General features: G+C 62.9%; 24 protein-coding genes. 10 read left to right on the top strand and 14 right to left on the bottom strand.

The window, feature by feature from the left end; genetic code table 11:
* Positions 1-46: 46 nt before the first annotated feature.
* Genes M2396_RS15695 through M2396_RS15675 form a run of 5 tightly spaced genes read right to left on the bottom strand, consistent with a single transcriptional unit; the run spans position 47 to position 3,812 of the window.
* The gene (locus tag M2396_RS15695) at positions 47-1,054 is read right to left on the bottom strand and encodes a FecR domain-containing protein (RefSeq protein WP_259075901.1); all 1,008 of its coding nucleotides are present in this window, start codon (positions 1,052-1,054) and stop codon (positions 47-49) included.
* The gene (locus M2396_RS15690; RefSeq protein WP_259075899.1) at positions 1,051-1,602 is read right to left on the bottom strand and encodes an RNA polymerase sigma factor; all 552 of its coding nucleotides are present in this window, start codon (positions 1,600-1,602) and stop codon (positions 1,051-1,053) included. Before M2396_RS15690 ends, M2396_RS15695 begins: the two co-directional genes overlap by 4 nt.
* A 4-nt stretch (positions 1,603-1,606) precedes the next feature.
* Entirely contained in the window at positions 1,607-1,933 is a 327-nt protein-coding gene (locus tag M2396_RS15685) for a DUF3325 domain-containing protein (RefSeq protein ID WP_181107783.1), read from the bottom strand.
* On the bottom strand, positions 1,933-3,510 hold the full coding sequence (locus tag M2396_RS15680) for a PepSY domain-containing protein (RefSeq protein ID WP_259075895.1): 1,578 nt from the start codon (positions 3,508-3,510) through the stop codon (positions 1,933-1,935). The genes M2396_RS15685 and M2396_RS15680 overlap by 1 nt, the downstream gene beginning before the upstream one ends.
* Positions 3,507-3,812, bottom strand: coding sequence for a DUF3649 domain-containing protein (locus M2396_RS15675; RefSeq protein WP_101322071.1), 306 nt, complete (start codon positions 3,810-3,812; stop codon positions 3,507-3,509). The genes M2396_RS15680 and M2396_RS15675 overlap by 4 nt, the downstream gene beginning before the upstream one ends.
* Before the next feature lie 169 nt (positions 3,813-3,981).
* Between M2396_RS15675 and M2396_RS15670 the strand changes: the two genes are divergently transcribed.
* The 5 genes from M2396_RS15670 to M2396_RS15650 all read left to right on the top strand — a co-directional run bounded on the left by M2396_RS15670 (position 3,982) and on the right by M2396_RS15650 (position 8,811).
* The gene (locus M2396_RS15670; RefSeq protein WP_101322072.1) at positions 3,982-4,476 is read left to right on the top strand and encodes a sigma-70 family RNA polymerase sigma factor; all 495 of its coding nucleotides are present in this window, start codon (positions 3,982-3,984) and stop codon (positions 4,474-4,476) included.
* Positions 4,473-5,402, top strand: a complete 930-nt coding sequence (locus M2396_RS15665) for a FecR domain-containing protein (RefSeq protein ID WP_150570678.1) — start codon at positions 4,473-4,475, stop codon at positions 5,400-5,402. Before M2396_RS15670 ends, M2396_RS15665 begins: the two co-directional genes overlap by 4 nt.
* 84 nt (positions 5,403-5,486) lie before the next feature.
* The gene (gene fecA / locus M2396_RS15660) at positions 5,487-7,799 is read left to right on the top strand and encodes a TonB-dependent Fe(3+) dicitrate receptor FecA (protein ID WP_259075892.1); all 2,313 of its coding nucleotides are present in this window, start codon (positions 5,487-5,489) and stop codon (positions 7,797-7,799) included.
* 210 nt (positions 7,800-8,009) lie between these two features.
* Complete coding sequence (locus M2396_RS15655; protein WP_101322075.1) at positions 8,010-8,360, top strand: HPF/RaiA family ribosome-associated protein; 351 nt, start codon at positions 8,010-8,012, stop codon at positions 8,358-8,360.
* A 154-nt stretch (positions 8,361-8,514) separates the two neighbouring features.
* On the top strand, positions 8,515-8,811 hold the full coding sequence (locus M2396_RS15650) for a DUF3509 domain-containing protein (protein WP_101322076.1): 297 nt from the start codon (positions 8,515-8,517) through the stop codon (positions 8,809-8,811).
* Positions 8,812-8,814: 3 nt separating this feature from the next.
* Here M2396_RS15650 and M2396_RS15645 read toward each other — a convergent pair whose 3' ends face one another.
* The gene (locus M2396_RS15645; RefSeq protein WP_101322077.1) at positions 8,815-9,285 is read right to left on the bottom strand and encodes a phosphate-starvation-inducible protein PsiE; all 471 of its coding nucleotides are present in this window, start codon (positions 9,283-9,285) and stop codon (positions 8,815-8,817) included.
* A gap of 242 nt (positions 9,286-9,527) precedes the next feature.
* Between M2396_RS15645 and M2396_RS15640 the strand changes: the two genes are divergently transcribed.
* The gene (locus M2396_RS15640; RefSeq protein WP_101322078.1) at positions 9,528-9,791 is read left to right on the top strand and encodes a YebG family protein; all 264 of its coding nucleotides are present in this window, start codon (positions 9,528-9,530) and stop codon (positions 9,789-9,791) included.
* A 6-nt stretch (positions 9,792-9,797) separates the two neighbouring features.
* Here M2396_RS15640 and M2396_RS15635 read toward each other — a convergent pair whose 3' ends face one another.
* Positions 9,798-10,817 carry a Glu/Leu/Phe/Val dehydrogenase dimerization domain-containing protein gene (locus M2396_RS15635; protein WP_101322079.1) on the bottom strand — a complete coding sequence of 340 codons (1,020 nt, stop codon included), beginning with the start codon at positions 10,815-10,817 and terminating at the stop codon, positions 9,798-9,800.
* A 123-nt stretch (positions 10,818-10,940) separates the two neighbouring features.
* Between M2396_RS15635 and M2396_RS15630 the strand changes: the two genes are divergently transcribed.
* Positions 10,941-11,747 carry a SirB1 family protein gene (locus tag M2396_RS15630; protein ID WP_259075888.1) on the top strand — a complete coding sequence of 269 codons (807 nt, stop codon included), beginning with the start codon at positions 10,941-10,943 and terminating at the stop codon, positions 11,745-11,747.
* Here M2396_RS15630 and maiA read toward each other — a convergent pair.
* From maiA to hmgA, 3 genes are read right to left on the bottom strand one after another with little or no spacing between them, the layout of a single operon-like run.
* Complete coding sequence (maiA, locus tag M2396_RS15625) at positions 11,741-12,373, bottom strand: maleylacetoacetate isomerase (RefSeq protein WP_150570681.1); 633 nt, start codon at positions 12,371-12,373, stop codon at positions 11,741-11,743. The two genes, M2396_RS15630 and maiA, sit on opposite strands and share 7 nt — an antisense overlap.
* Before the next feature lie 11 nt (positions 12,374-12,384).
* Entirely contained in the window at positions 12,385-13,677 is a 1,293-nt protein-coding gene (fahA, locus tag M2396_RS15620) for a fumarylacetoacetase (protein ID WP_259075885.1), read from the bottom strand.
* A gap of 3 nt (positions 13,678-13,680) precedes the next feature.
* Positions 13,681-14,976 (bottom strand): homogentisate 1,2-dioxygenase, encoded by a 1,296-nt coding sequence (gene hmgA / locus M2396_RS15615; protein ID WP_259075883.1) that lies wholly within the window; start codon positions 14,974-14,976, stop codon positions 13,681-13,683.
* A gap of 185 nt (positions 14,977-15,161) precedes the next feature.
* Between hmgA and M2396_RS15610 the strand changes: the two genes are divergently transcribed.
* Positions 15,162-15,938 (top strand): IclR family transcriptional regulator, encoded by a 777-nt coding sequence (locus M2396_RS15610; RefSeq protein WP_101322084.1) that lies wholly within the window; start codon positions 15,162-15,164, stop codon positions 15,936-15,938.
* Positions 15,939-16,144: 206 nt separating this feature from the next.
* On the opposite strand, the gene yjiA is transcribed toward M2396_RS15610, so the two are convergent.
* From yjiA to M2396_RS15595, 3 genes are all read right to left on the bottom strand, one after another.
* Positions 16,145-17,116 (bottom strand): GTPase, encoded by a 972-nt coding sequence (gene yjiA, locus M2396_RS15605; RefSeq protein ID WP_101322085.1) that lies wholly within the window; start codon positions 17,114-17,116, stop codon positions 16,145-16,147.
* 78 nt (positions 17,117-17,194) lie between these two features.
* A complete protein-coding gene (locus M2396_RS15600) occupies positions 17,195-17,392 on the bottom strand; it encodes a YbdD/YjiX family protein (protein WP_101322086.1) in 198 nt (65 codons plus the stop codon).
* A gap of 17 nt (positions 17,393-17,409) precedes the next feature.
* On the bottom strand, positions 17,410-19,476 hold the full coding sequence (locus M2396_RS15595; RefSeq protein ID WP_101322087.1) for a carbon starvation CstA family protein: 2,067 nt from the start codon (positions 19,474-19,476) through the stop codon (positions 17,410-17,412).
* Positions 19,477-19,642: 166 nt separating this feature from the next.
* Between M2396_RS15595 and M2396_RS15590 the strand changes: the two genes are divergently transcribed.
* Together M2396_RS15590 and M2396_RS15585 are read left to right on the top strand one after the other, a co-directional pair.
* Positions 19,643-20,005, top strand: a complete 363-nt coding sequence (locus M2396_RS15590) for a PilZ domain-containing protein (protein WP_259075879.1) — start codon at positions 19,643-19,645, stop codon at positions 20,003-20,005.
* A 264-nt stretch (positions 20,006-20,269) separates the two neighbouring features.
* Positions 20,270-21,787, top strand: coding sequence for a nucleobase:cation symporter-2 family protein (locus M2396_RS15585; RefSeq protein ID WP_150573013.1), 1,518 nt, complete (start codon positions 20,270-20,272; stop codon positions 21,785-21,787).
* Between the two features lie 75 nt (positions 21,788-21,862).
* Here M2396_RS15585 and radA read toward each other — a convergent pair whose 3' ends face one another.
* Positions 21,863-23,230 carry a DNA repair protein RadA gene (radA, locus tag M2396_RS15580; protein ID WP_101322090.1) on the bottom strand — a complete coding sequence of 456 codons (1,368 nt, stop codon included), beginning with the start codon at positions 23,228-23,230 and terminating at the stop codon, positions 21,863-21,865.
* Between the last annotated feature and the right edge of the window lie 44 nt (positions 23,231-23,274).

Genomic DNA, 23,274 nt, shown 5'->3' with positions numbered 1-23,274 from the left:
CTCACTACACGGATGGCGTCGCCGGTTACCTCACAACAATTCGCAATTATTTTTCAGAGGCGGCTGATGATGTGAGCAAAGTCAGCCGGCCGAGCAACGTCTGCCGCGAGAAACCCACCACCTGGCCCAGCGAATCCAGCGCCAGCAGCGGCTGATTGGCCGGGATGCTGGCACTGACAAGGCGCTGGCCCAGGGTGTCATCGAGCAGCACGATCCGCCCTGGGTAATAGCGACGCAGGTCTTCCAGCACGTCGGCCAACGGCACCTGTTGATAACTTAGCCAGCCCTGACGCCAGGCCAGGCGGCTGTCACTGTCGACGGCTTCGATCTGCCCGGCGCGGCCTGCGGCATAGGCCAGTTGCTGATTGGCCGTCAGCTCGCGGGCCGACTGACCTGCCGTCGGCGTTACCGCAACGCGCCCGCTGCGCACCGTGACCTGGGCGCCCTCGCCTTGCTCGCGTACTTCGAACTGAGTGCCGAGCACGCGCACTTCACCGCCAGCGGCGTCGACCAGAAAGGGTTGACCGGTGTGGGTCACCTTGAAGAAGGCTGCGCCGCGTAAAAGCTGAATCCGCCGCTCACCGTGATCGAAGTCGACCGCCACCGCGCTGCCCGCATCCAGGGTCATCTGCGAGCCATCGGCCAGGGTGATTTGCTGCAACTCAGCGCCACTGCGGTAGTCGGCCTGGGCATCCTGTAACCAATGCTGCGGCTGCCAGCCGCCGATGCTGCCCAGCGCCAGCAGCAGACAGGCGGCGACAGCCAGAGCACCACCACGACGGCCCCAGCGCTTGGGCTGGCGAGCCTGGCGGATAGCGTCCAGGTATGGCTGCAGACTGGCCTGCTGTTCTTCGGCCAGTTTGGCCGCCGGCAGTTGGCTCAGTTGCCAGACATGCTCTGCGTGCGCATACGCCTCGCGATTGGCCGGGTCGGCCAGCAACCAGCGTTTGAACGGCGCAGCCTGGGCTTCGCCTGGATTGTGAACGATGCGGTTCAGCCAATGCAGCGCCGCCTGCTCGGGAGCCTGGCTGCTTGGCTCGGTGTGGCTGGTCATCGGCCGCCTCCTGGCCTGCGCGGCGCGGCAACGCTTGCCTTGCACGCTTCGAGGGCGCGCATCATATGCTTTTCCACAGCGCTCTGGGACAACTGCATGGCCTTGGCGATTTCGCCGTAGGTGCAGCCGTGGACGCGGCTGAGCAGAAATATCTGCCGGCTGCGCTCGGGCAGGCCGCGCAACGCGGTCTCGATCCGCTGCAGATCATGCTCGGCGGCCAGCGCCTGCTCTGGCGCCGGGCTGTCATCGGCAACCGGCAAGCCTTCGACTACTCGGCCACGGCTGCCCTCACTGCGCAGGTGGTCGATCGCCAGGTTACCGGCGCAGCGCAGCAGGTAGGTATCCAGTGCTTCGACCTTGACCTCGGGCCGGCGCCAGAAGCGCAGGAACAACTCCTGCACCAGGTCCGCCGCGGTCGCCCGGCAGCCCACCCGGCGGCTGACCAGTGCTTCCATGCGCCCGCGCTGGGCGAGAAACACCTGGACGAAGCGCGCCCGGCCACTGGCGGCGTCGGCGTCTGCCGGGTTGCTGGGCGTTGGCTCGTTCAAGCGCTCACACACCCAGCGCAGCCAGCACCGGCCCGAGCAGCACGCTGACCAGGGCCAGGCCAAGCAACAGCCGTGGCTGATAAGGCAGGCCAAACACCCATAGGGTCAGCCCGGCCATCACCAGCGCGAACCACTCAACCAGGCCGAAGGCCAGGCCGCGAACGTTGACAGCAAGGATCAGCGACAGCACCAGCAGCGCCCAGCCAGCCCAACGCAGGGCAGGTAATTGCCCAGGCTTGGGTTTGCGCTTGAGCAGCTCACCGAAGTGCTTTTCCATCGCCAGACACAGGGCCACCAGCCCGGCGAAGGTGATCAGAGCAACGCTCAGCATCAGTTCACCTCGGCCGTGGTCGAGGCGGCTTTGGCAGCACGCGGTGCGCGCTTGGCCTGCACGTTGGGCGTGCGCAGCATCTTGCCAGCGGCCCAGGCGAGGAACAGCCCGGTACCCAGCGCGGTAAGGTCAAAGCCGGCCATGGCCCAGTCGCCCCGGGCGATCGACTGATCAAGGCCGTGGCCGGTGACCACCGCGTTGAGCAGCGGCAGCCCGGCAAACGCCAGTGCCCCCAGCGCCAATTGCTCGCCCCAGGCCTTGCGCCCCGGCCGCAGCAGCGCGTGCAGCGGCGACAGGGCCCAGGCCAGGAAGAACACGTTGATCTCCCAATCAGCCCGTCCCGGCATGCCGATTGGCAGCAACCGATTGGCCCAGAAGAACCCTGCCACGCCGAGCAACAGCCCGCTCATGCTGGAGATATTGAGCACTTCGACCAGGCGCAACTCGAACGGCAAGCGGCCACTTTTGGCATGCTTGAGCTGGCGCTTGCCCAGCCACATCACCAGGCCGGTGCCGATCACCGCAGTACCGGCCACGCCAAACACAAAGTACAACCAGCGCAGCCACGGCCCGGCAAAGTTGCCCATGTGCAGGCCGGCGATAGTGAACGAGGTCATCATCGCCGCGCTTTCCGGCTCGCCCTGGCTGAGCTGCGCGCCGCTGACGCCATCGAAGGTCCAGTTGGCGCTGCGCTGATAGGCGACGTGATCGGCGGCGGCCTGGGTCACGGTCACCCGGGCATTGCTGTCGCCGGGGTTGGCAACCTGCAGGTAGCCGATGCGGGCGCCGGGCACGATGGTCTGCACCTTGGCATACAGCGCCGGCAGATCGGTCAGCGGCGCTGCCACGCCGGCGGCCTTGGGCGCTTCGTCACGGCCGAACAGCTCGCTGAAGTAAGTGTCGGATTCGCCCTTGTACGCCGCCATGATGCTCGCCGGCATGACCATGTACATGAACAGCAGCAGGCTGCTGTAGCTGATCATCAGGTGAAACGGCAGCACCAGCACGCCGATCGCGTTGTGGCCGTCCAGCCACGAGCGCTGGCCCTTGCCTGGGCGGAAAGTGAAGAATTCCTTGAAGATCTTCTTGTGGGTGATGATCCCGGTGACCAGCCCCAGCAGCATGATCAGCGCGCAGAAAGTCGCCAGCCAGCGGCCCCACGGGTGCGGCATCTGCAACTGGAAGTGGAAGCGGTAGAAGAAGTCGCCACCGCGGCTGTCGCGCACCTCTACCCTCTCACCGCTGCGCGCGTCCAGCTCATGGCTGATGAAACCGCGCCGCCCGGTGGCGTTGGGGTCGCGCCAGCTGACGCTGAGGGCAGGTTCGCGGTCGCTGGGCAGGCGAATGAACCAGCTGCCGGCAGTGGCGGCGTTGCTCTGCAGATACCGCTGGGCGAGGCCAAGGCTGGCAGCCGGGTCGAGCTGATGGCGCTGTACCTCGGGCTGGCTCCAGTGGGTGATCTCGTCCTTGAAGTACGACAGCGTGCCGGTCAGGAAAATTGCGAACAGCAGCCAGCCAAACAGCAGCCCAGTCCAGGTGTGCAGCCAGGCCATGGCCTGGCGAAAGCCTTCTTTCATGGGTTCTTCATCCAGTAAGCCAGCCCATTGATCAGCGCCAGCGCAAGGCTTGGCAGCAGTACACCAAGCCAGGCGCGGGCGGCCGTGCGGCAGGCGAAGCACCAGATGAACGCCAGCAGGTAAAACACGAACGACAGCATCATCCCGGTCAAGGTCGCGTCGACCGGGGTCATGGGCACCAGCAAGGTGATACAGACGCTTGCCATCGACGCCAGCAGGTAGCCGCCAAGCAAGGCCGCCAGGCAGCGCGAGGCTACAGCCAGTCGATAGCTCAGGAGAATCCCGCCAGCTTTGCGCTTCATGACAAGGTCCGCTAATTGAAGCCATCAATAATAATGATTTCAATTCTCATAAGCAAAGCTCGGCTGCGGCTGCTATCGGTTTTTTGAGGATTGCCGACATGCTGCAGGGAAATTACAATGCGAACCATTCTTACTAGCACTCGCGCCTATCAGCGCCGGAGTCGTTACGGTGTCCAGCGCCCTTTCTGCAACCGTCGAAGGCCTCTATCACGAGCATCACAGCTGGCTCACCGGCTGGTTGCGGCGTCGTTTGGGCTGCCCGCACAGCGCTGCCGATCTGGCCCAGGACACCTACCTGCGCCTGCTCCAGGCGCGCGAGGCGCCGCAACTGCTAGAGCCGCGGGCGTTTCTCGCCACCGTGGCCAAGCGGGTGCTGTGCAATCACTTCCGCCGCCAAGAGCTGGAACGCGCCTACCGCGAAGCTTTGGCGCAGGTGCCTGAGCAGTTCGCCCCGTGCGAAGAACAGAAGGCGATCATCTTCGAGACCCTACTGGAGCTGGACCGCCTGCTCGACGGCTTACCGCCGCTGGTCAAGCGCGCCTTCCTGCTGGCCCAGGTCGATGGCCTCGGGCAAAGCGAAATCGCCCGTGAACTGGGTATCTCGCTGGCCACGGTGAAGCGTTATCTGAGCAAGGCAGCCCTGCGCTGCTACTTCGCCCTGTGAACAGCAGCTTTGGCGCCGAGGTCGCCGAGCAGGCGGTGCACTGGCTGATCGAGTCCCAGGGCGATGATTTCGACGCGCGCCAGCAGCATGCGCTGCAGCGCTGGCTGGAGGCTGACGGCGAGCACCAGCGCGCCTGGGCGCATATCCAACAGGTCAACCAGCGCTTGCGTGGGGTCGCCTCGCCCGTTGTGCATGCGACTTTGCAGGCGCCGCCATCGCCTGCCCGGCGGCGTGCGCTCAAGGCTTTGTTGCTGCTTGGTGTGGCCAGCGCAAGCGGGCTCGCTGTGCAGCAACATAGCCCCGTGCCGGGGCTGCTGGCCGACTACCGCAGCCCGGTCGGCCAACGCCGGCGGCTAACCCTCGATGACGGCAGCCAGCTGCAACTCAACACCGGCAGCGCCGCCGATGTGCGCTTCGACAGCCAGCAGCGGCTGCTGCGGTTGGTCGAGGGCGAGCTGCAAGTTGAGGTGGTCAACGATAGCCGGCCAATGCTGCTGCGCAGCGCCGAAGGCGTGCTGCGGCTAGAACCGGGGCGCTTCAACCTGCGTCAGTTCAGCGGCTTCAGCCAACTGGCGGTGTACAGCGGCCGCGCCAGTCTCGACGGGCAGTCATTGCTGGCGGGCCAGCAGGCAGATTTTGCCAACGCTGGCTGGCAGGGTATTGCGCCGTTGCAGGCGGATCGCGGTGCCTGGGTCGACGGCATGCTGGTGGCCGCGCAAATGCGCCTGGCGGACTTTCTCGACGACCTTGGTCGCTACCGCCACGGCCGCTTGAGCTGCAGCGAGCAAGTCGCCAACCTGCGTATTTCCGGCTCTTATCCGCTGGATGACAGCGAGCGGATCCTGCAGATGCTCGAAGTGGCACTGCCGGTCAGCGTGCGCCGTTTCACCCGCTATTGGGTCACGGTCGAGCGCCGCGTTGGCTAGTCAGCAAGTATTTTTCAAATAACCTGAGCCATTTCTGCAAGCTCGCGTGACAGACAAGGCAGACCCCCTCTCAAGGACCCGCTCATGCTGTTGCGTCCCAGCTCCCTCGCCCTGTTGCTTGCCTCCACCTTCAGCCTCGCCGCGCCTGCCGTGCTGGCCGCCGAGTACCACATCGCCGCCGGCTCGCTGGAGCAGGCCTTGAACCAGTTTGGCCGCGAGAGCGGTGCGCTGATTTCGTACGGTTCGCAACTCACCCAAGGCTTGCAGAGCCCGGGCCTGCAAGGCGAGTACGCGCTCGATCAGGGCCTGGAGGCACTGCTGCGCGGCAGCGGCCTGCAAGCTCGCCAGGAAGGTGCCAATGCCTTCAGCCTGCAGCCTGTCGCGGCACCTGCGGCCAGCGCGCCGATCGAGCTGGGCGCGTCCACCGTGGTCGGTGACTGGCTGGCCGAAGCGCAAGCCGACAATGTCTTCGACCACCCCGGCGCACGTGACGTGATCCGCCGCGAGCAGTTCGAACGCAGCGGCGCCAGCAGCCCGCGTGAAGTGCTCAACCGCATCCCAGGGGTGAATGCGCCGGACACCAGCGGCACCGGCGGCCACGACCTGGCGCTGAACTTCGGCATCCGCGGCCTCAACCCGCGCCTGGCCTCGCGCTCGACGGTGCTGATGGACGGCATCCCGGTGCCGTTCGCGCCGTATGGCCAGCCACAGTTGTCGCTGGCCCCACTGAGCCTGGGCAACATGGACGCGGTAGACGTGGTGCGCGGCGGCGGTGCGGTGCGCTATGGGCCGCAGAACGTCGGCGGCATCGTCAACTTCGTGACCCGGGCGATCCCCGAACAGGCCACGTTCAAGGCGGCCATGCAGAACCAGCTGACGCCGTCGTCCAGCCACGATGGCATCAAGAACAGCGCCAACCTGCTGGTCGGCGGCACCAACGCCAATGGCCTGGGCGGCGCCCTGCTGTATTCCGGCAGCCGCGGCGGCGACTGGCGTGAGCACAGCGATACGCAGATCGACGATTTGATGCTTAAGGGCAAGCTGCAGCTCGATGAGGCCAACAGCCTGCACGCCATGGCGCAATACTATGAAGGCGAAGCCGAGATGCCCGGCGGCTTGAGCCAGGCAGCCTACGACGCCGATCCATATCAGTCGACCCGACTCAAGGACAAGTTCTGGGGCCGGCGCACGCTGGTCAACGTCGGTTACGACTACAAGCAGGATGATCGCCAGGTCAGCATCAACAGCTTCTTCACCAAGACCCTGCGCAGCGGCTATCTGGACCAGGGCAACTTCGTCTCGCTGTCGCCACGCGAATACTGGGTACGCGGCATCGAAACGCGCTTCTCGCAAGGCCTGGCCCTGGGTGACAGCTGGCATGAAATCGGCGTCGGCTACCGTTACATCAACGAAGCCGGCCACGAGTTGCGCTACCAGGCACCGGTCAATGGCGACCTGCCGACCAGCAGCAGCTTTCTCGGTCGCGACACCCGCGGCAGCACCGAAGCGCATGCGATTTACCTGGACGACCGTATCGATATCGGCCGCTGGACCATCACCCCGGGCGTGCGCTACGAGATGATCGACTCCGAGCAGAGCAACAAGATCAGCGGCCAGCGTTACCAGGGCAGTTACAACACCGCCCTGCCCGCCCTGAACGTGCTTTACCACCTGACCGACAGCTGGAATCTGTATGCCAACACTGAAGGCTCATTCGGCAGCGTGCAGTACAGCCAGATGCCCAATCGCGTCAGCAGCGGCGAAGTAAAGCCGGAAAAAGCCCGCACCTGGGAGGTCGGCACGCGCTACGACAATGGCGACCTGCAGGCGGAGATCGGCGCATTCTTGATCAATTTCGACAACCAATATGAAAGCAACCAGAGCAACGACGCGGTCATCGCACGCGGCGAAACGCGCCACCAGGGCATCGAGACCAGCCTGCGTTACGCGCTCGATGGTTTGAGCCCGGCATTAAGCGGCTTCGATGTGCACCTTGGCTACGCGTTCGTCGATGCGACCATCCGTGAAGACGGCGCCAACAAGGGTAATCAGGTGCCGTTCTCGTCTCGTCACAAGGGCACCCTCGGCCTGGGTTATACCGATGGGCCGTGGCAGCTGAACCTGGACAGCAGCTTCCAGAGCAGCCAGTTCGCCGACAACGCCAACACTCGCGAGGAAAGCGCCAATGGCGCCAATGGGCGCATCCCCGGCTACATGCTGGTAAGCACCCGCGCGGGCTACGACTTTGGCCCGCAGCTATCTAACCTGAAGCTCGCCGTTGGGGTGAAGAACCTGTTCAACCGCGAGTACTACACGCGCTCGTTTGACGATAACAATCGCGGCAAATATGTCGGTGAGCCACGCACGTTGTACGTTCAGACCTCGGTCGAATTCTGACGGGGTGAGGGGCGCATCGGCGCCCCAAGCCGAATCATGCTGCGCTCGGCTGCGTCCATCCAGCGCTGATTTAATTCAAAAAATTTATATTTTAAAAGGGCTTGAAATCGCCGCTCGGATGCCTGACCTTACAGTCAAGAGGCGATAAATTTCCACAGGCCTCAATGGCCTGGGCGACTCTTGCGAGCAAGCTGAATAAGGATTGAAGTCATGCAAATCCAAGTCAACAGCAGCAACCAGATCGACGGCAGCATCCGGCTTGAAGAGTGGGTACGCAGTACTCTTGAGAGCAGTCTTGAACGTTACGAGGACGATCTCACCCGCATCGAGGTGCACCTGCGCGACGACAACGGCGCCAAGCCCGGACCGCATGACAAACGTTGCCAGATGGAGGCTCGCCCCAAAGGCCATCAACCGATTTCCGTAAGCCACACGGCCACTTCGCTGGAGCAGGCTGTAGAGGGTGCCACGACCAAGCTCGACCACGCACTGGATCACCTGTTCGGCAAACTGCGCAGCAAGCGTGTAGTGCTGGAAGTGAACGAAGAAATCGAGGAGTGATGACAGCGCTGTTCGGTTAGTTGCACAAGGGCCGCTCCGCGGCCCTTTCTGATTCAACCAACTCACCACAAAGCCACGCCGATCAGCGGCTGTGAACCATCTGCGCGGATACCCGGTCAACTTTTCCATCCAGTTAACCTGCAGATCCGCGACCATGCACAATCCATTCGATCAGATCAGCAATGCCTTCGCCCCGCGTTATCGGGTCAACCTGAGCATCACCCGCCTCGACGGCAGCATCATGCTGACCCTGTCCGACGACAGCGGCGCCGTCGCCAAGCGTTTGATCAGCCAGGCCCAACGCAACGATCCGGTACGCTTGCAGCGGGTCATCGACAGCATCCGTCTGGGCCTGGCCATCGAACAAGGCGAAAACCCGCTACAGGTACTCGCCGCCCTCACCCGCGACCCTGGCCAGCAACGTCACGCCGCCAGCCAGCTCGCCAACTGAGCGCTAGCGGCCTTCGTCGACTTCCTTGCCGTGAGCGTCCAGCGCCCGGCTTGAGGGATAGCGGTAGGATGCATAGCGCACCACCAGAATCGCGAAGGCCAACAGCAAGATGCCGCCGCACAAGTACAGCAGGCCGACGTCCGGCGCCTTGTGATGGGACACATCGCCGATCAGCAGGCGCGTCAGGGCCGTGATTGCCACGTACAGCAGGAAGCGGATCGGCATGTGGTTGGTCTTGAAATAGATCCCGACCATCGCCCCCAGCTCCAGGTAGATGAACAGCAGCAGAATGTCATCGACGCTGACCCCGCCCTTGCTGAGCATGTCCAGAAACGCCTCGACCGCCGCCCACGCGGTAATTCCGCCGATACCGAACAACGCCAGGTAGTGAAACCCCTCGACGCACAGGTTGCCCAGCGAGTCGGCAGAGCCGTGCAGGCCCTTGCGCATTTTTTCTGCCCATTTGATGTTCACGATGCTCGATTCCCCGATACGACTGAAGGATGGTGCGCCACCTGTGTGACGCTTGTGCCATGCAGTTAAAAGGCCAGACACGAGGGTTGGAAGGCGACCGATTGCCGCAAGGCACCTATGAGCTACGCTTTCGTGCAGATAAATGGCCACTATCGGGTTGCGCTGGGGTGGCCTATGCGAGTACTGTACACCCATACAGTAAATTATTTGCATAACCCGCTATAAAGGCACAGAGGTGATGAATGGCCGTCGAAGTGGTATACCGCAGCAGTCGCGACCCGGAGCAGTTGTTCATGGATAAAGCCGAAGCGGATCGTCACGACAAGATGCTCGAGCTGGCCGAGCGCCTGGCTGATGTGCTGCAAAAAGCGGTGCCGTCGCTGACCGAACAACAAGTCGAGGAAGCCGGCATTTACATGGCGAAGAATCGCGATGTGTTCGCCCGAGCGTTCAAGAGCCAGCCCGATGCCTTGGCCGAATTGCTTGAGGGCAACGCGGCAGAATAACTGCCGTCAGCCATACAGCAAGCGCTCCGCCAGCATCTGCGCCACCCGCGCTGGCGAGCGTTTTTCCGCCTGGGCATGGCCGAACACTTCGGTCAGGCGTGACGGAATTCGGGCCAGATGCGCGGTAATGGTGCCGAGGCTCTCGCCACGGTGGGTCAGTGCCACGTAGATCAAGCCACCGGCATTGATGACGTAATCCGGCGCATAGAGGATCCCGCGCTTTTCCAGATGATCAGCCACCTGCAGGGTCGTCAGCTGGTTGTTGGCAGACCCCGCCACGGCAGCGCAGCGTAATTGCGTGACACTTTGGCCACTGAGTACCTGACCCACGCCACAAGGTGCGAAGATGTCGCACGGGGTGCTGACCAGCGCATCATTGGTCACTGGTTGGGCATTGAATTGCTCCACCGCCAAACGTACCTTGCCCGCGTCAAGATCGCTGACCAACAGTTCCGCGCCCGCCGCGTGCAGTTGCTCGGCCAACGCGAAGCCAACGTTGCCCAAGCCCTGTACAGCAATCCGCAAGCCTTCCAGATTATCGGTGCCCAGCCGTGCCATTGCTGTGGCCCGGATGCCAGCGAACACCCCGATGGCTGCATGTGCCGAGGGGTCTCCCGAAGCGGTGGTACTGGTAACGTGGGCAGTGCTCTGGGCAATGCAGTCCATGTCCAGGGTTGAGGTGCCACTGTCGACGGCAGTGATGAAGCGCCCATTCAAGCTGTCGAGCGCGCGGCCAAACGCCTCGAACAGTGCTGCGCGGTTTTCCACATGGGCGCCGCGCATGATCACGGCATTGCCACCGCCCTGTGCCAGGCCTGCCAGTGCAGCCTTGTAGCTCATGCCCTGAGCCAGGCGAATGGCGTCGGTGACGGCGCTTTCGTCGTCGGCATAGGCCAGGTAGCGACAGCCGCCCATGGCAGGGCCCAACTGCTCGTTGTGGATCGCCACCACGGCTCTGAGGCCGCTGGGTGGATCGACGAACAGGTGCAGTGACTGCGTGCGGGTGCTTTGCATGAGCGCGAACATCGACCGCCTCCAGCGAGGTGCTCCTGACAGTATAGGCAGCGCGATGCACAGCGCAGGCTGGTCGGACCACTGGACGAACCACGCTGTCAGAGCTAATACTCAAGCATGTCGGGGGAGAGTCTGATGAACCCACGTAAAGCCTGCCTGGCGTGCCTGGAACGCGCGCCCGTCGACCTGCTGGAAGCAACCTTGTGGATCGCCGCCGAGCACGATCCCAGTATCGTGCCCGCCCACGCCCTCGCCCAGGTGCGCGAGCTGCACCAGCAAATCAATGCCAGCCTGCCGATGTTGCCGCTCAGTGAGCTCGCCCAGCCGCTGTTGCGCCAGCTCAACACGCTGGGCTTTCAGCAAGACGAAATGCTGCCACTGCGTGCCCACGCGGCATTGATGGACAAAGTGTTGCAGCGCCGCCGTGGCCAGCCGCTGGCGCTGGCAATCCTCGCCCTGGAGTTGGCCCGGGGTTTGTCGATCCCGCTGGAAGGGGTCAACTTCCCGGGCCATTTCCTGCTGCGCGTGCCTGGCGCGGATCACCTGCTCGACCCGTGCGGCGGTCGTCGTCTGTACCCGGCTGAGTGCCGTCAGCTACTGGCCCGTCAGTTCGGCCCCCAGGTAGCGTTGACGGCTGAACATATGCAGGTGGCCAGTCCGTTGCAGATGCTGCAGCGGCTGTCACGCAACCTGCGCCAGCTGCATATCAGCAACGACAATGACCTGGCCGCATTGATCGACGCCGAACGGGTCATGCAGCTGGGGCCGGTGCTGGTCAGCGACTATCTGGCGCGAGCCACGCTGTACCAGCGCCTGGATTGCCCGCAGGCCGAGCGCTTTGACCTGGAACGGGCATTGCTGCTCAGCGAAGACCCGGCGCAGCGCTTGAAGCTGAGCGAACGTCTTGGTCACCTGCCTGCCAGCAGCCCATCGATTCACTGAAGCGGGGTATCAGGCTGACGTGATGGATGCGCCTGGATAAACGCCGGATGCTGCGCCGCCAGCGCTGCCACCCGGTTGATCCGCGGGTAGCGGCTCAGATCGACACTGAACCGCTCGGCCGCATACAGCTGTGGCAGCAGGTAGGCATCAGCCAAACCCGGCGCAAGACCAAAGCAGAAGCCCTGATCATCGATCAACTGCTCCACCGCTGCCAGACCCTGGCCAATCCATTGGGCAATCCATAGATTGACCTGCGCCTCGTCCAGCCCCAGCTGACGCAACTGATTGAGTACGCTGACGTTGTGCAGCGGGTGCACATCGCAGCCGATGATCGCCGCGACGCCCCGTACCTTCGCCCGCGCCTCAGCCTCGGCAGGCAATAGCGGCGGCTGTGGATAAACCTCCTCCAGGTACTCGATGATCGCCGCCGATTGCACCAGCACACTACCGCTGTCACAGCCCAGCGCGGGCACCCTGCCCTGCGGATTGAGCGCAAGGTAGGCATCGCCGCGCTGCTCGCCCTTGAGCAGGTTGACCGGCACGTTGTCGAATGCAAGGCCCTTTAACCCCAGGGCAATCCGTACCCGATAGGACGAGGTCGAACGGTAATAGCCGAACAGCCGCATGGCCTGCCCTCTCAGTTGGCCGCGATGACTTTGCCGCGGCACTCGCCAAAGCCGATGCTGACCGCGCCGTCGCGCTTGCAGCGAGCACGCAGGATGATCTCGTCACCGTCTTCGAGGAACTTGCGCACCTCGCCGCTGGCCAGTTCGATCACCTGCTTGCCGCCATCCGTCATCTCCAGCAGGCTGCCAAATGCCCCTGGCTGCGCGCCGGACAATGTCCCCGAGCCGAACAGGTCGCCTGCTTGCAACTGGCAGCCATTGACGCTGTGGTGGGCAACCATCTGCGCCACGGTCCAGTACATGCTCAGGGTGTTGCTCAGGCTCAGGCGATGAGGCGGCAAGCCCTGTTCGCGCAGGCCTTCGGTGATCAGCAGCACTTCCAGTTCGATGTCGAGCGCGCCGTTGGCCTGATCGCGTGCATCGAGCAGATACGACAGTGGCTGCGGATCACCCTCAGGACGCGCCGGCTGAGCGCAACGGAAAGGTTCCAGTGCCTCGGCAGTGACTACCCACGGCGACAGCGTGGTGATGAAGCTCTTCGACAGGAACGGCCCCAACGGCTGGTATTCCCACGCCTGAATATCGCGCGCCGACCAATCGTTGAGCAGGCAATAACCAGCGACATGCTCGGCCGCATCGCCAATCGGGATCGCTTCCCCAATGTCATTGCCCTGGCCAATCCAGATGCCCAGTTCCAGCTCGAAGTCGAGCCGGGCGCACGGGCCAAAGCTTGGCTCGGTCTGACCCGCAGGTAGGGTCTGGCCCTTCGGCCGACGCACATCGGTGCCCGACGGGCGCAGGGTCGAGGCGCGGCCGTGGTAGCCGATTGGCACGTACTTGTAGTTGGGCAGCAGCGGGTTGTCCGGGCGGAACAGCTTGCCGACGTTCTTCGCGTGCTCGATGCCGACATAGAAGTCGGTGTAGTCGCCCACCTTGGCCGGCAGGTGCATTTGGCAGTCGCTGGCGAGGTACAGCGCCGCTTGCAGTGCAGCCTGATGCTCGCTGTGCTCGCCCAGCAGTTCCAGCAAACGCTGGCGCAACGCAACCCGGGCCGAACGACCAAGGGCGAAATAGGCATTCAGCGTGGCGTCGGCGGTGGCCTCGACCGCAGTTTTGGCTTCACCCTCGAACAGGCCGGCGGCAAGCACGGCCTGCAGGTCGAGAATCGAATCGCCGATGGCCACGCCACAGCGCTGTGCTTCACCCGGCCGGCTGAAAATCCCCAATGGCAGGTTCTGCAGCGGGAAGTCGCTGTGACCGTTGGCCTGTTGGACCCAGCTACGGGCAGTCGCGGTGTGATTCATGGGTTATCTCCGATTCGGGTTGAAGGTGCTCGGCAAGGTGGCCCAGCAGCTGTCGTAGTCGGCCTGCAATTGCGGGCATTCAAGCGCACTCTGGCTCGGACGCAGGACCTGGCTGGTCTCGAACATGAAGGCCATGGTGTTGTCGAGCTTGTGCGGTGCCAGCTCGCCATTGATGGCCTTGTGGCAAGTCTCGGCATCCGGGCCATGAGCGCTCATCACCCCATGCAACGACGCGCCACCGGGCAGGAATCCGTCGGCCTTGGCGTCGTAGGCGCCCTGGATCAGGCCCATGAATTCGTTCATCAGGTTGCGGTGGAACCACGGCGGGCGGAAGGTATTCTCGGCGACCATCCAGCGTGGCGGGAAGATCACGAAGTCCATGTTGGCCAAGCCGTGGACGCTGCTCGGTGAAGTCAGCACGGTGAGGATCGATGGGTCCGGGTGGTCGAAGCTGACCGTACCGAGGGTATTGAAGCGACGCAGATCGTATTTGTACGGGACGTTGCTGCCGTGCCAGGCGACCACATCCAACGGCGAATGCTGCAGTTCGCAGGCCCAATGTTCGCCGAGAAATTTCTGCACCAACTGGACCGGGCCGCTGCTGTCTTCGTAATGCGCCACGGGGGTGAGGAAATCTCGCGGGTTGGCCAGGCCGTTGCTGCCTATCGGGCCAAGATCGGGCAGGCGCAGTGGCGCGCCGTGGTTTTCGGCCAGATAACCACGCGCCTGACCGTCGAGCAGCTCGACGCGAAACTTCATGCCGCGCGGAATCACGGCGATTTCCAGCGGTTCGACATCGAGTACGCCCAGCTCGGTGGCGATACGCAGGCGGCCTTGCTCAGGCACCAGCAGCAGCTCGCCATCGGCATTGAAGAACACCCGCTGCATCGAGCGGTTGGCGCTGTAGATATAGATGCTGACGCCGGATGGCTTGTCCGCCGCGGCGGTGGCAACCATCGGCCGCCAACCTTCGATGAAATCAGTGGCTTCGGCCGGTAGCGGCTGCGGGTTCCAGCGCAGGCGGTTGGGCGTCACCGCGCCCAGTGGCGCCGCCAGCGGTTGGCGCGCAAGGCGTTCGAAGCGCGGGTGCAGCGCCGACGGGCGAATGCGATACAGCCAGGTGCGCCGCAGTTCGCTGCGGGCCATTGTGAACGCGGTGCCCGAGAGCAACTCGGCGTACAGGCCGTAAGGCGCACGCTGGGGTGAATTCTGCCCGACCGGCAGGGCGCCAGGCAGCGCTTCACTGGCAAACTCGTTGCCAAAGCCGCTGAGGTAGTCGAGGGCGGTGTCGCGGGTCATCTGTGCCTCCAGGCTCACTGAGAGCCATGCTGGCAGGGGCTGCTGGGCTGAACCGGGCCGTATCACGGTGGCTGGCAGCGCGTCTGCATTGTTATTGTCGTAATCAGATTACGAATAACGTAATTTGCTCGCCGCCCGTCGTCAAGTTATAAAGTCGCCATCTGTCAATGTGGATTCCTTTCCCCATGTCCAAAGCCAGCACCCCTGCCGACACCGGCAAGCAAAAGGTCCGCTCGGCGGAAGTCGGCACCGATATCCTCAAGGCCCTTGCCGAGCTTTCGCCGTCGACCTCGCTGTCGCGCCTGGCCGAGCACGTCGGCATGCCGGCGAGCAAGGTGCATCGCTATTTGCAGGCGCTGATTGCCAGCGGTTTCGCCGAGCAGGATCGCGCCACCAACCACTACGGCCTGGGCCGCGAAGCGTTGCGAGTGGGCATGGCCGCGCTGGGCAGCATCGATGTGCTCAAGGTGGCGGCGCTGCCGCTGTCGGCATTGCGCGACGCGCTCAACGAGAGCTGCTTCATTGCTGTGTGGGGTAATCAGGGCGCGACCGTGGTCAGTATCGAGCCGGCGGTGCGCGCCGTTACTGTGGTCACTCAGATCGGCTCGGTGCTGCCGCTGCTCAGCTCATCGACCGGGCTGGTGTTCGCTGCGCATTTGCCCGAGCGCGAAACGGTTGACCTGCGTGAACGTGAGTTGGCCGCCATGACGCAGACATTCGACGCCTATCAGCCACTTTTGGCAGGGATTCGCGAGCAGGGGCTGCACCATGTGCATGGGCTGTTGATGCCTGGCGTCGACGCACTTTCGGCGCCGATCTTCAATGCCATGGGGCACATCGTAGCGGTGATGACCGTGGTTGGGCCGACCTCGATTTTCCATGCCGATGAGCATGGCCCGGCGGCGCAGCAGTTGCTGGCGGCCACCCGCGACATCAGCTGGCGGATGGGCTACGCGGCCTGAACAGTGACTCTTACTCGGCGCGTAAAGGTGAATGTCGCCTGAGGCTATTTTTCTCGCCGCAACAGCGGCTTATGCTGACTTCACTGGCCAGCACGCAGCGCACTCCCCCGCCCTGAGTGCAGGCCACGCTCGACGACGTTGATTTTGAAGCTCCTTGATCTAACGTCCAGATTGGCCACTGCACGTGCAGTGGCCTTTTTTTTTGCTCAGGTCAGCGCGGCAAAGCCTGCACGGATCTCGTCTTCGGGCAGTTCATCGCCGATAAACACCATCACACTTTCACGCGCCTCGTCGGCCTTCCATTCGCTGTCCCAGTCGAAGCCGTACAGCTTCAACACGCCCTGAAACACCAAACGGCGCTCATCCCCAGCGATATTGAGCACGCCTTTGTAGCGCAACAACTGCTTGCCGTGGTTTTCCAGCAGCTCGTTCATGAACTCGCTGAGGCGATCGATATCCAGCGCCGTGCTGGTACGCAAAACCAGCGTCGAGATGCGATCCGGGGTCGCCGGCTTGAGCACCGGGCGCAGGCTGCGGGTGATACTCGCGCCCAGGTCAGGATTGAGATTGAAGCCGCGCACATCAAGCAACTCAGCCAGGTCGATGCGGCCCTGCTCGACGATGCGAATCGCCGCGCGGCCGTTGATCCGCGCCAGGCGCTCCTGCAAGGCCTCGACAGCCTCAGCCGTGACCAGATCGGTCTTGCTCAACAGCAAGCGGTCGGCAAAGCCGACCTGAGCCTGGGCAATGGCCTGGGTCAGGTGGACATCGGCGTGGGCGGCGTCGACCAGGGTGATGATGCCGTCGAGGATGTAGCGATCGCGCAGCTCTTCTTCGATGAAGAAGGTCTGCGCGACTGGCGCCGGGTCAGCCAGACCGGTGCATTCGATCACCAGCCGGTCAAACGCGATGTCGCCGGCATCCAGCCGCTCCAGCAGCAGGTACAGGGCTTTGGTCAGGTCGGTGTGGATGGTGCAGCACACACAACCGTTGGCCAGGGTCATGACCTGCACCGGCTCGTCTCCGAGCAATTGGCTGTCGATGCCGGCTTCGCTGAATTCGTTTTCGATCACGGCGATCTTCAGGCCATGCTCGGCCTTGAGCATGTGCTTGAGCAGGGTGGTCTTGCCCGCACCGAGAAAACCGGTGAGGACCGTTACAGGAATAGGCGTTTGCACGCAGACATCTCCTTTGGCCATAAATGAAAGTGGGAGCCCGGTTGCCCGGGCTCCCACTCGATCACACTTGCCGCTGGTTCAACAGCACTTGGGCCCGGACTTGCCGCCGTAACGGGCTTCCTGTCGCTCGCGGAAGAACTCCTCGTAGCTCATCATCGGCTTGTCCGGGTGCTTGCCCTGCATGTGCTCGACATAATTGTCGTAGTCGGGCATGCCGACCATCAGCCGGGCAGCTTGCCCCAGGTACTTACCCAGGCGACCCAGGTCGTTGAACATGGCTGCAGTCCTCTCGTTTACGCGTCAGGCAGCGCCTGGAACGGGGTTTCTTTATCGCTGCGCTCTTTGCGACCCAGTGCCGAGTAACCGACTCTGAGGGCGAAGAACAGGATGCTGAACACCACCACCAGGAACAGGATGGTCAAGCCAGCGTTGGTATAGGCGTTGAAGATCACGTGCTGCATCTGACCAACGTCCTTGGCCGGGGCCAATACCTGACCGGCGTCCAGCGCGACGCTGTACTTGTTCGCCAGGGCCAGGAAGCCAACAGCCGGGTTCGGATCGAACAGCTTGATGAAGCCTGCAGTAGTGGTGCAGATCAGCAGCCATACCGCCGGTACCAGGGTGACCCACATGTAGCGCTGGCGCTTCATCTTGATCAGCACCACGGTGCCGAGCATCAGCGCGATACCGGCCAGCATCTGGTTGGAGATACCGAACAGCGGCCACAAGGTGTTGATGCCACCCAGCGGATCGATCACGCCTTGATACAGCAGGTAGCCCCACATCGCCACACAGCCAGCAGTGGCAAGCAGGTTGGCGCCCCACGATTCGGTGCGTTTGAGTGCAGGCACGAAGCTGCCGAGCAGGTCCTGCAGCATGAAGCGCCCGGCACGGGTACCGGCGTCCACTGCGGTGAGGATGAACAGCGCCTCGAACAGAATCGCAAAGTGGTACCAGAAGGCCATGGTGTTTTCACCCGGCAATACCTGGTGCAGGATCTGCGCGATACCGACTGCCAGCGTTGGCGCACCACCGGCACGGGCCAGAATGGTGTGCTCGCCAATGTCGCGGGCAACCGCTTCAAGTTGCTCAGGGGTGATCAGGAAGCCCCAGCTGCTGACCGTCTGCGCGACGCTTACCACGTCGGAGCCGACCACTGCTGCCGGGCTGTTCATGGCGAAGTACACGCCTGGCTCGATTACCGAAGCAGCAACCATGGCCATGATAGCCACGAACGACTCCATCAGCATGCCGCCGTAACCGATGTAACGGGCGTTGGTTTCGTTGTCGAGCAGCTTGGGCGTGGTGCCCGAGGAGATCAACGCATGGAAACCGGATACCGCACCGCAGGCGATGGTGATGAACAGGAACGGGAACAGCGTGCCCTTCCAGACCGGGCCAGTGCCGTCAGTGAACTGGGTCAGCGCAGGCATCTTCAGTTCAGGCGCGAGGATCAGGATGCCCAGCGCCAGCGCGACGATGGTACCGATCTTGAGGAAGGTCGACAGATAGTCACGCGGCGCCAGTACCAGCCATACCGGCAGTACAGCGGCAACGAAGCCATAGCCCACCAGCATCCAGGTGATCTGCACACCGGTGAAGGTGAACGCCGGGCCCCAGACCGGGTCGGCAGCCACCAGGCCACCGATCCAGATCGACAGCAGCAGCAGGACCACGCCGATGATCGAGATCTCACCAATCCGCCCCGGGCGGATGTAGCGCATATAGATGCCCATGAACATCGCGATCGGGATGGTCGCCATCACCGTGAACATGCCCCACGGGCTTTCAGCCAGGGCCTTGACCACGATCAGCGCCAGCACCGCGAGGATGATGATCATGATCAGGAAGCAGCCGAACAGGGCGATGGTGCCCGGGATCCGGCCCATTTCTTCACGGACCATGTCACCCAGCGAGCGGCCATTGCGGCGGGTGGACATGAACAGGACCATGAAGTCCTGAACGGCACCTGCCAGGACCACACCGGCAATCAGCCACAGCGTACCGGGCAAGTAACCCATCTGCGCGGCGAGTACCGGACCGACCAGCGGCCCCGCGCCAGCGATGGCGGCGAAGTGGTGACCGAAGAGGATGTGCTTGTTGGTCGGCACATAGTCCAGACCATCGTTGTTGAGTACCGCAGGGGTTGCCCGACGTGAGTCGAGCTGCATCACCTTGGTGGCGATGAACAGGCTGTAGTAGCGATAGGCGACCAGATACAAGGCCACTGCCGCAACCACAATCCACAAGGCGTTGACTGCCTCGCCGCGACGCAGGGCAACTACACCCAGCGCACAGGCTCCCAGTACTGCCAACACCAGCCACGGAATGTGGCGTAGCAGGCTATTATTGTTGTTCATGGTTTACTTCCAGCTGGTGGATTGGAAAGACCGCCAAGCGAGTCTAGGGCCAGTCAAGGCGCATTGCCACATTTGCTTTGTTCTAGAGCCTTTGCCGCCCGATTGCGCAAGCACATACGCCCATACCTTAAACTATAGTCAGGATGTCTTGCAGAGGGCTTTGACCATGAGCGATCACGACGAACGTCGGCGTTTCCAGCGAATTGCTTTCGATGCCACCGCAGAACTGCGCCAAGGCTCGCGAAAATGGCAGGTAAAGCTGCTGGATATCTCCCTGAAGGGCATTCTGGTCAGCCGCCCCGAGCGCTGGGAGCCAGATGCCACGCAGGATTTTGAAGCGACGGTACACCTCAGCCCTGAGGTGCAACTGGAAGTGCAGGTCGAGCTGCGTCATGAAGAAACCGGCAAGCTGGGCTTCGTCTGCCTCCACATCGACCTCGACTCGATGAGCCATCTGCACCGTCTTGTGGAATTGAACCTGGCTGATCGCACCGAAATGATGCGCGAACTGCGCGAACTCATCGAATAATACTATCTGTTAGCTAGCTAACCTGCCCCTCCTCAATGTGTTTCCTGTCTACCCAGACAGCTTCTTGCAAGCGGTCTGGGGACTTGTACACAACTTTATAATCACGCTTGCGCTCTGTTGGAACGCTTTCTGCATTCAGCTAAGACGCTGTTTACGGGCACTCTTGTGCGCGCTCCGATCAAAATATTGTATACAATTTTTGTGGCCATCCTTTGTAGGAAGTGTCTACAGTAGCCCCACAACAATAAACAGAGAGCCTGCTCCATGACGACGCCCCCTGGAACATCTGCGACCCAACGTCCCGAGGACGAAAACCTCGGCCTTGGCGCCAACCTGGCCTACGGTCTGCAGCATGTGCTGACCATGTATGGCGGGATCGTTGCGGTCCCGCTGATCCTGGGCCAGGCAGCGGGCCTGAACCCCGCCGAGATCGGTCTGTTGATCGCCGCCTCACTGTTTGCCGGTGGCCTGGCGACCTTGCTGCAAACACTTGGTTTACCGTTTTTCGGCTGCCAGCTGCCGCTGGTTCAAGGTGTGTCCTTCGCCGGTGTGGCGACCATGGGCGCGATCCTCAGCAGTGAAGGTGGCGGTGGCCTGCCGGGGGTGCTCGGCGCAGTGATGGCGGCCTCGGTGCTCGGCTTTTTGATCACGCCGGTGTTCTCGCGGATCACCAAGTACTTCCCACCGCTGGTGACCGGCATCGTCATCACCACCATCGGCCTGACCCTGATGCCGGTTGCGGCGCGCTGGGTCATGGGCGGCAACAGTGCCTCGCCAGAGTTCGGCAGCATGGCCAACATCGGCCTGGCCGCGCTGACCTTCGCCATCGTGCTGGTGCTGAGCAAACTCGGCAGCGCGACCATCTCGCGACTGTCGATCCTGCTGGCGATGGTGGTCGGTACGTTGATTGCCTGGTCGCTGGGCATGGCCGATTTCAGCAAGGTCGCCGAAGGCCCGATGTTCGCCATGCCATCGCCGTTCCACTTCGGCATGCCGACCTTCCATATCGCCGCGATCCTGTCGATGTGCATCGTGATCATGGTGACCTTGGTCGAAACCTCGGCAGACATCCTTGCGGTCGGTGAGATCATCGATACCAAGGTTGACTCCAAGCGCCTGGGCGACGGTCTGCGCGCCGACATGGCCTCCAGCATCCTGGCACCGATCTTTGGCTCCTTCACCCAGAGCGCCTTCGCCCAGAACGTCGGCCTGGTGGCTGTGACCGGAGTCAAGAGCCGCTATGTGGTGGCTACCGGCGGCCTGATCCTGGTCGTGCTGGGGCTGCTGCCGGTGATGGGCCGGGTGATCGCCGCAGTGCCGACGCCAGTACTTGGCGGTGCTGGCATCGTGCTGTTCGGCACCGTGGCTGCGAGCGGAATTCGCACCTTGTCCAAGGTCAGCTACAAGAACAACGTCAACCTGATCATCGTCGCCGCCTCGCTGGGCTTTGGCATGATCCCGATTGCCGCACCGAACTTCTACCACCACTTCCCGAACTGGTTCGAGACCATCTTCCACTCCGGCATCAGCTCGGCGGCGATCATGGCGATTCTGCTCAACCTGATGTTCAACCACTTCACCACCGGTAACTCGGAGAACCAGTCGGTGTTCGCCGCAGCCTACGAGCGCACCATCCAGTACTCGGACATCTCCGCCCTGCGTGATGGCGACTACTTCAAGGACGGCAAACTGTTCGACGCCGAAGGCAACGAGGTGCCACTGCAAGAGGGCGCAGAGCAGGACGGCGCGGCGCGACGGCGCAACGCGGTGGCCGAGCACTGACGCCTGGCCGAGCAGTAACAAGGGGAGCCGACGCGCATCGTCGGCTCCCCTTTTTTATGCGGCGGTTTTGCCTGGTTACTCGAACAGCGCGTCGAGGGCCTGTTCAAGCCGGGTCACGGCAATCACCTGCAGCCCCGGCGGAGACTCCTTGGGCGCATTGCCCTTGGGCACGATGGCACGCTTGAAGCCATGCTTGGCGGCTTCCTTCAAACGCTCCTGACCGCTGGGCACCGGCCGTACTTCGCCAGACAGGCCGATTTCACCGAACACCAGCAGGTCATGGGCCAGGGGCCGATTGCGCAAGCTCGACATTACTGCGGCCAACAACGCCAGGTCAGAGGCCGTTTCCAGCACCTTGACCCCGCCGACCACGTTGAGGAACACGTCCTGATCGTGGGTCGGGATGCCGCCGTGCCGGTGCAAGACGGCCAGGAGCATGGCCAGGCGGTTCTGGTCCAGGCCCAGGGTGACCCGGCGCGGGTTGGCCAGGTGGCTGTCGTCGACCAGCGCCTGCACCTCGACCAGCATCGGCCGGGTGCCTTCCCAGGTCGCCATGACCACACTGCCGGGGACTTCTTCCTGGGTGCGGTTAAGGAAAATCGCCGACGGATTGGAGACCTCTTTCAAGCCGCGATCGGTCATGCCGAACACGCCCAGTTCGTTGACCGCGCCAAAGCGGTTTTTCACCGCACGCAACAAGCGCAGACGGCCATCCGACTCGCCCTCGAAATACAACACGGTATCGACCATGTGCTCGAGCACCCGCGGCCCGGCCAGCGAGCCTTCCTTGGTCACGTGACCAACGAGGAAGATCGCCGTGCCGCTCTGCTTGGCGTAACGCACCAGCAATGCCGTGCTCTCACGGACCTGGGCGACCCCGCCTGGTGCGGATTGCAGCTGTTCGGTGAAGATGGTCTGGATCGAGTCGATGACCATGACCCGCGGCTGCTCGACGCGAGCGGTGGCGATGATGGTCTCGATGCAGGTTTCGGTCATGACCTTGAGCTTGTCCTGCGGCAGGCCCAGACGCCGTGAGCGCATCGCTACCTGCTGCTGCGACTCTTCGCCGGTGACATACAGTGCCGGCATGGCGGCGGCCATGTGGCACAGGGTCTGCAACAGGATGGTCGATTTGCCGATACCCGGGTCACCACCGATCAGCACCACCGAACCATCGACCAGACCGCCACCCAGCACCCGGTCGAGTTCGCCGCTGCTGGTGCTGAAACGGGGGATTTCTTCGACGCTGACTTCGGCCAGGGTCTTGAGCTGGGCCTGCTGGCCAGTCCAGCCGGCACGCCCGCTGGGCGCCGCTGCGCCACCGCTCTCGATCATGCTCTCGACCAAGGTGTTCCAGGCGCCGCACTCGCCGCACTGGCCCGCCCATTTGGGAAAGGTCGCGCCGCACTCAGTGCAGCCATACAAGCGCTTGGCCTTGGCCATAAGGCAGTCTCCCGGAAAAAAGTGGTCATGATAGCCGAGCCAGA

The organism is Pseudomonas sp. BIGb0278, from assembly GCF_024809895.1.
GTDB classification, from domain to species: Bacteria; Pseudomonadota; Gammaproteobacteria; order Pseudomonadales; family Pseudomonadaceae; genus Aquipseudomonas; species Aquipseudomonas shirazensis.
The sequence above is the reverse complement of the archived record's forward strand: the minus strand, read 5'-3'. Positions and strand labels throughout refer to the sequence as shown.

Bases quoted from the DNA above. Each gene is read 5' to 3' on its own strand.
- M2396_RS15680 (WP_259075895.1), bottom strand. From the start codon at position 3,510: ATGAAAGAAGGCTTTCGCCAGGCCATGGCCTGGCTGCACACCTGGACT.
- M2396_RS15635 (WP_101322079.1), bottom strand. From the start codon at position 10,817: ATGTTCGCGCTCATGCAAAGCACCCGCACGCAGTCACTGCACCTGTTC.
- M2396_RS15600 (WP_101322086.1), bottom strand. From the start codon at position 17,392: ATGTTCAACGACCTGGGTCGCCTGGGTAAGTACCTGGGGCAAGCTGCC.
- M2396_RS15695 (WP_259075901.1), bottom strand. From the start codon at position 1,054: ATGACCAGCCACACCGAGCCAAGCAGCCAGGCTCCCGAGCAGGCGGCG.
- M2396_RS15610 (WP_101322084.1), top strand. From the start codon at position 15,162: ATGTCCAAAGCCAGCACCCCTGCCGACACCGGCAAGCAAAAGGTCCGC.
- radA (WP_101322090.1), bottom strand. From the start codon at position 23,230: ATGGCCAAGGCCAAGCGCTTGTATGGCTGCACTGAGTGCGGCGCGACC.
- fecA (WP_259075892.1), top strand. From the start codon at position 5,487: ATGCTGTTGCGTCCCAGCTCCCTCGCCCTGTTGCTTGCCTCCACCTTC.
- M2396_RS15630 (WP_259075888.1), top strand. From the start codon at position 10,941: ATGAACCCACGTAAAGCCTGCCTGGCGTGCCTGGAACGCGCGCCCGTC.
- M2396_RS15595 (WP_101322087.1), bottom strand. From the start codon at position 19,476: ATGAACAACAATAATAGCCTGCTACGCCACATTCCGTGGCTGGTGTTG.
- M2396_RS15640 (WP_101322078.1), top strand. From the start codon at position 9,528: ATGGCCGTCGAAGTGGTATACCGCAGCAGTCGCGACCCGGAGCAGTTG.
- M2396_RS15585 (WP_150573013.1), top strand. From the start codon at position 20,270: ATGACGACGCCCCCTGGAACATCTGCGACCCAACGTCCCGAGGACGAA.
- M2396_RS15590 (WP_259075879.1), top strand. From the start codon at position 19,643: ATGAGCGATCACGACGAACGTCGGCGTTTCCAGCGAATTGCTTTCGAT.
- M2396_RS15655 (WP_101322075.1), top strand. From the start codon at position 8,010: ATGCAAATCCAAGTCAACAGCAGCAACCAGATCGACGGCAGCATCCGG.
- maiA (WP_150570681.1), bottom strand. From the start codon at position 12,373: ATGCGGCTGTTCGGCTATTACCGTTCGACCTCGTCCTATCGGGTACGG.
- M2396_RS15685 (WP_181107783.1), bottom strand. From the start codon at position 1,933: ATGCTGAGCGTTGCTCTGATCACCTTCGCCGGGCTGGTGGCCCTGTGT.
- hmgA (WP_259075883.1), bottom strand. From the start codon at position 14,976: ATGACCCGCGACACCGCCCTCGACTACCTCAGCGGCTTTGGCAACGAG.
- M2396_RS15650 (WP_101322076.1), top strand. From the start codon at position 8,515: ATGCACAATCCATTCGATCAGATCAGCAATGCCTTCGCCCCGCGTTAT.
- M2396_RS15675 (WP_101322071.1), bottom strand. From the start codon at position 3,812: ATGAAGCGCAAAGCTGGCGGGATTCTCCTGAGCTATCGACTGGCTGTA.
- fahA (WP_259075885.1), bottom strand. From the start codon at position 13,677: ATGAATCACACCGCGACTGCCCGTAGCTGGGTCCAACAGGCCAACGGT.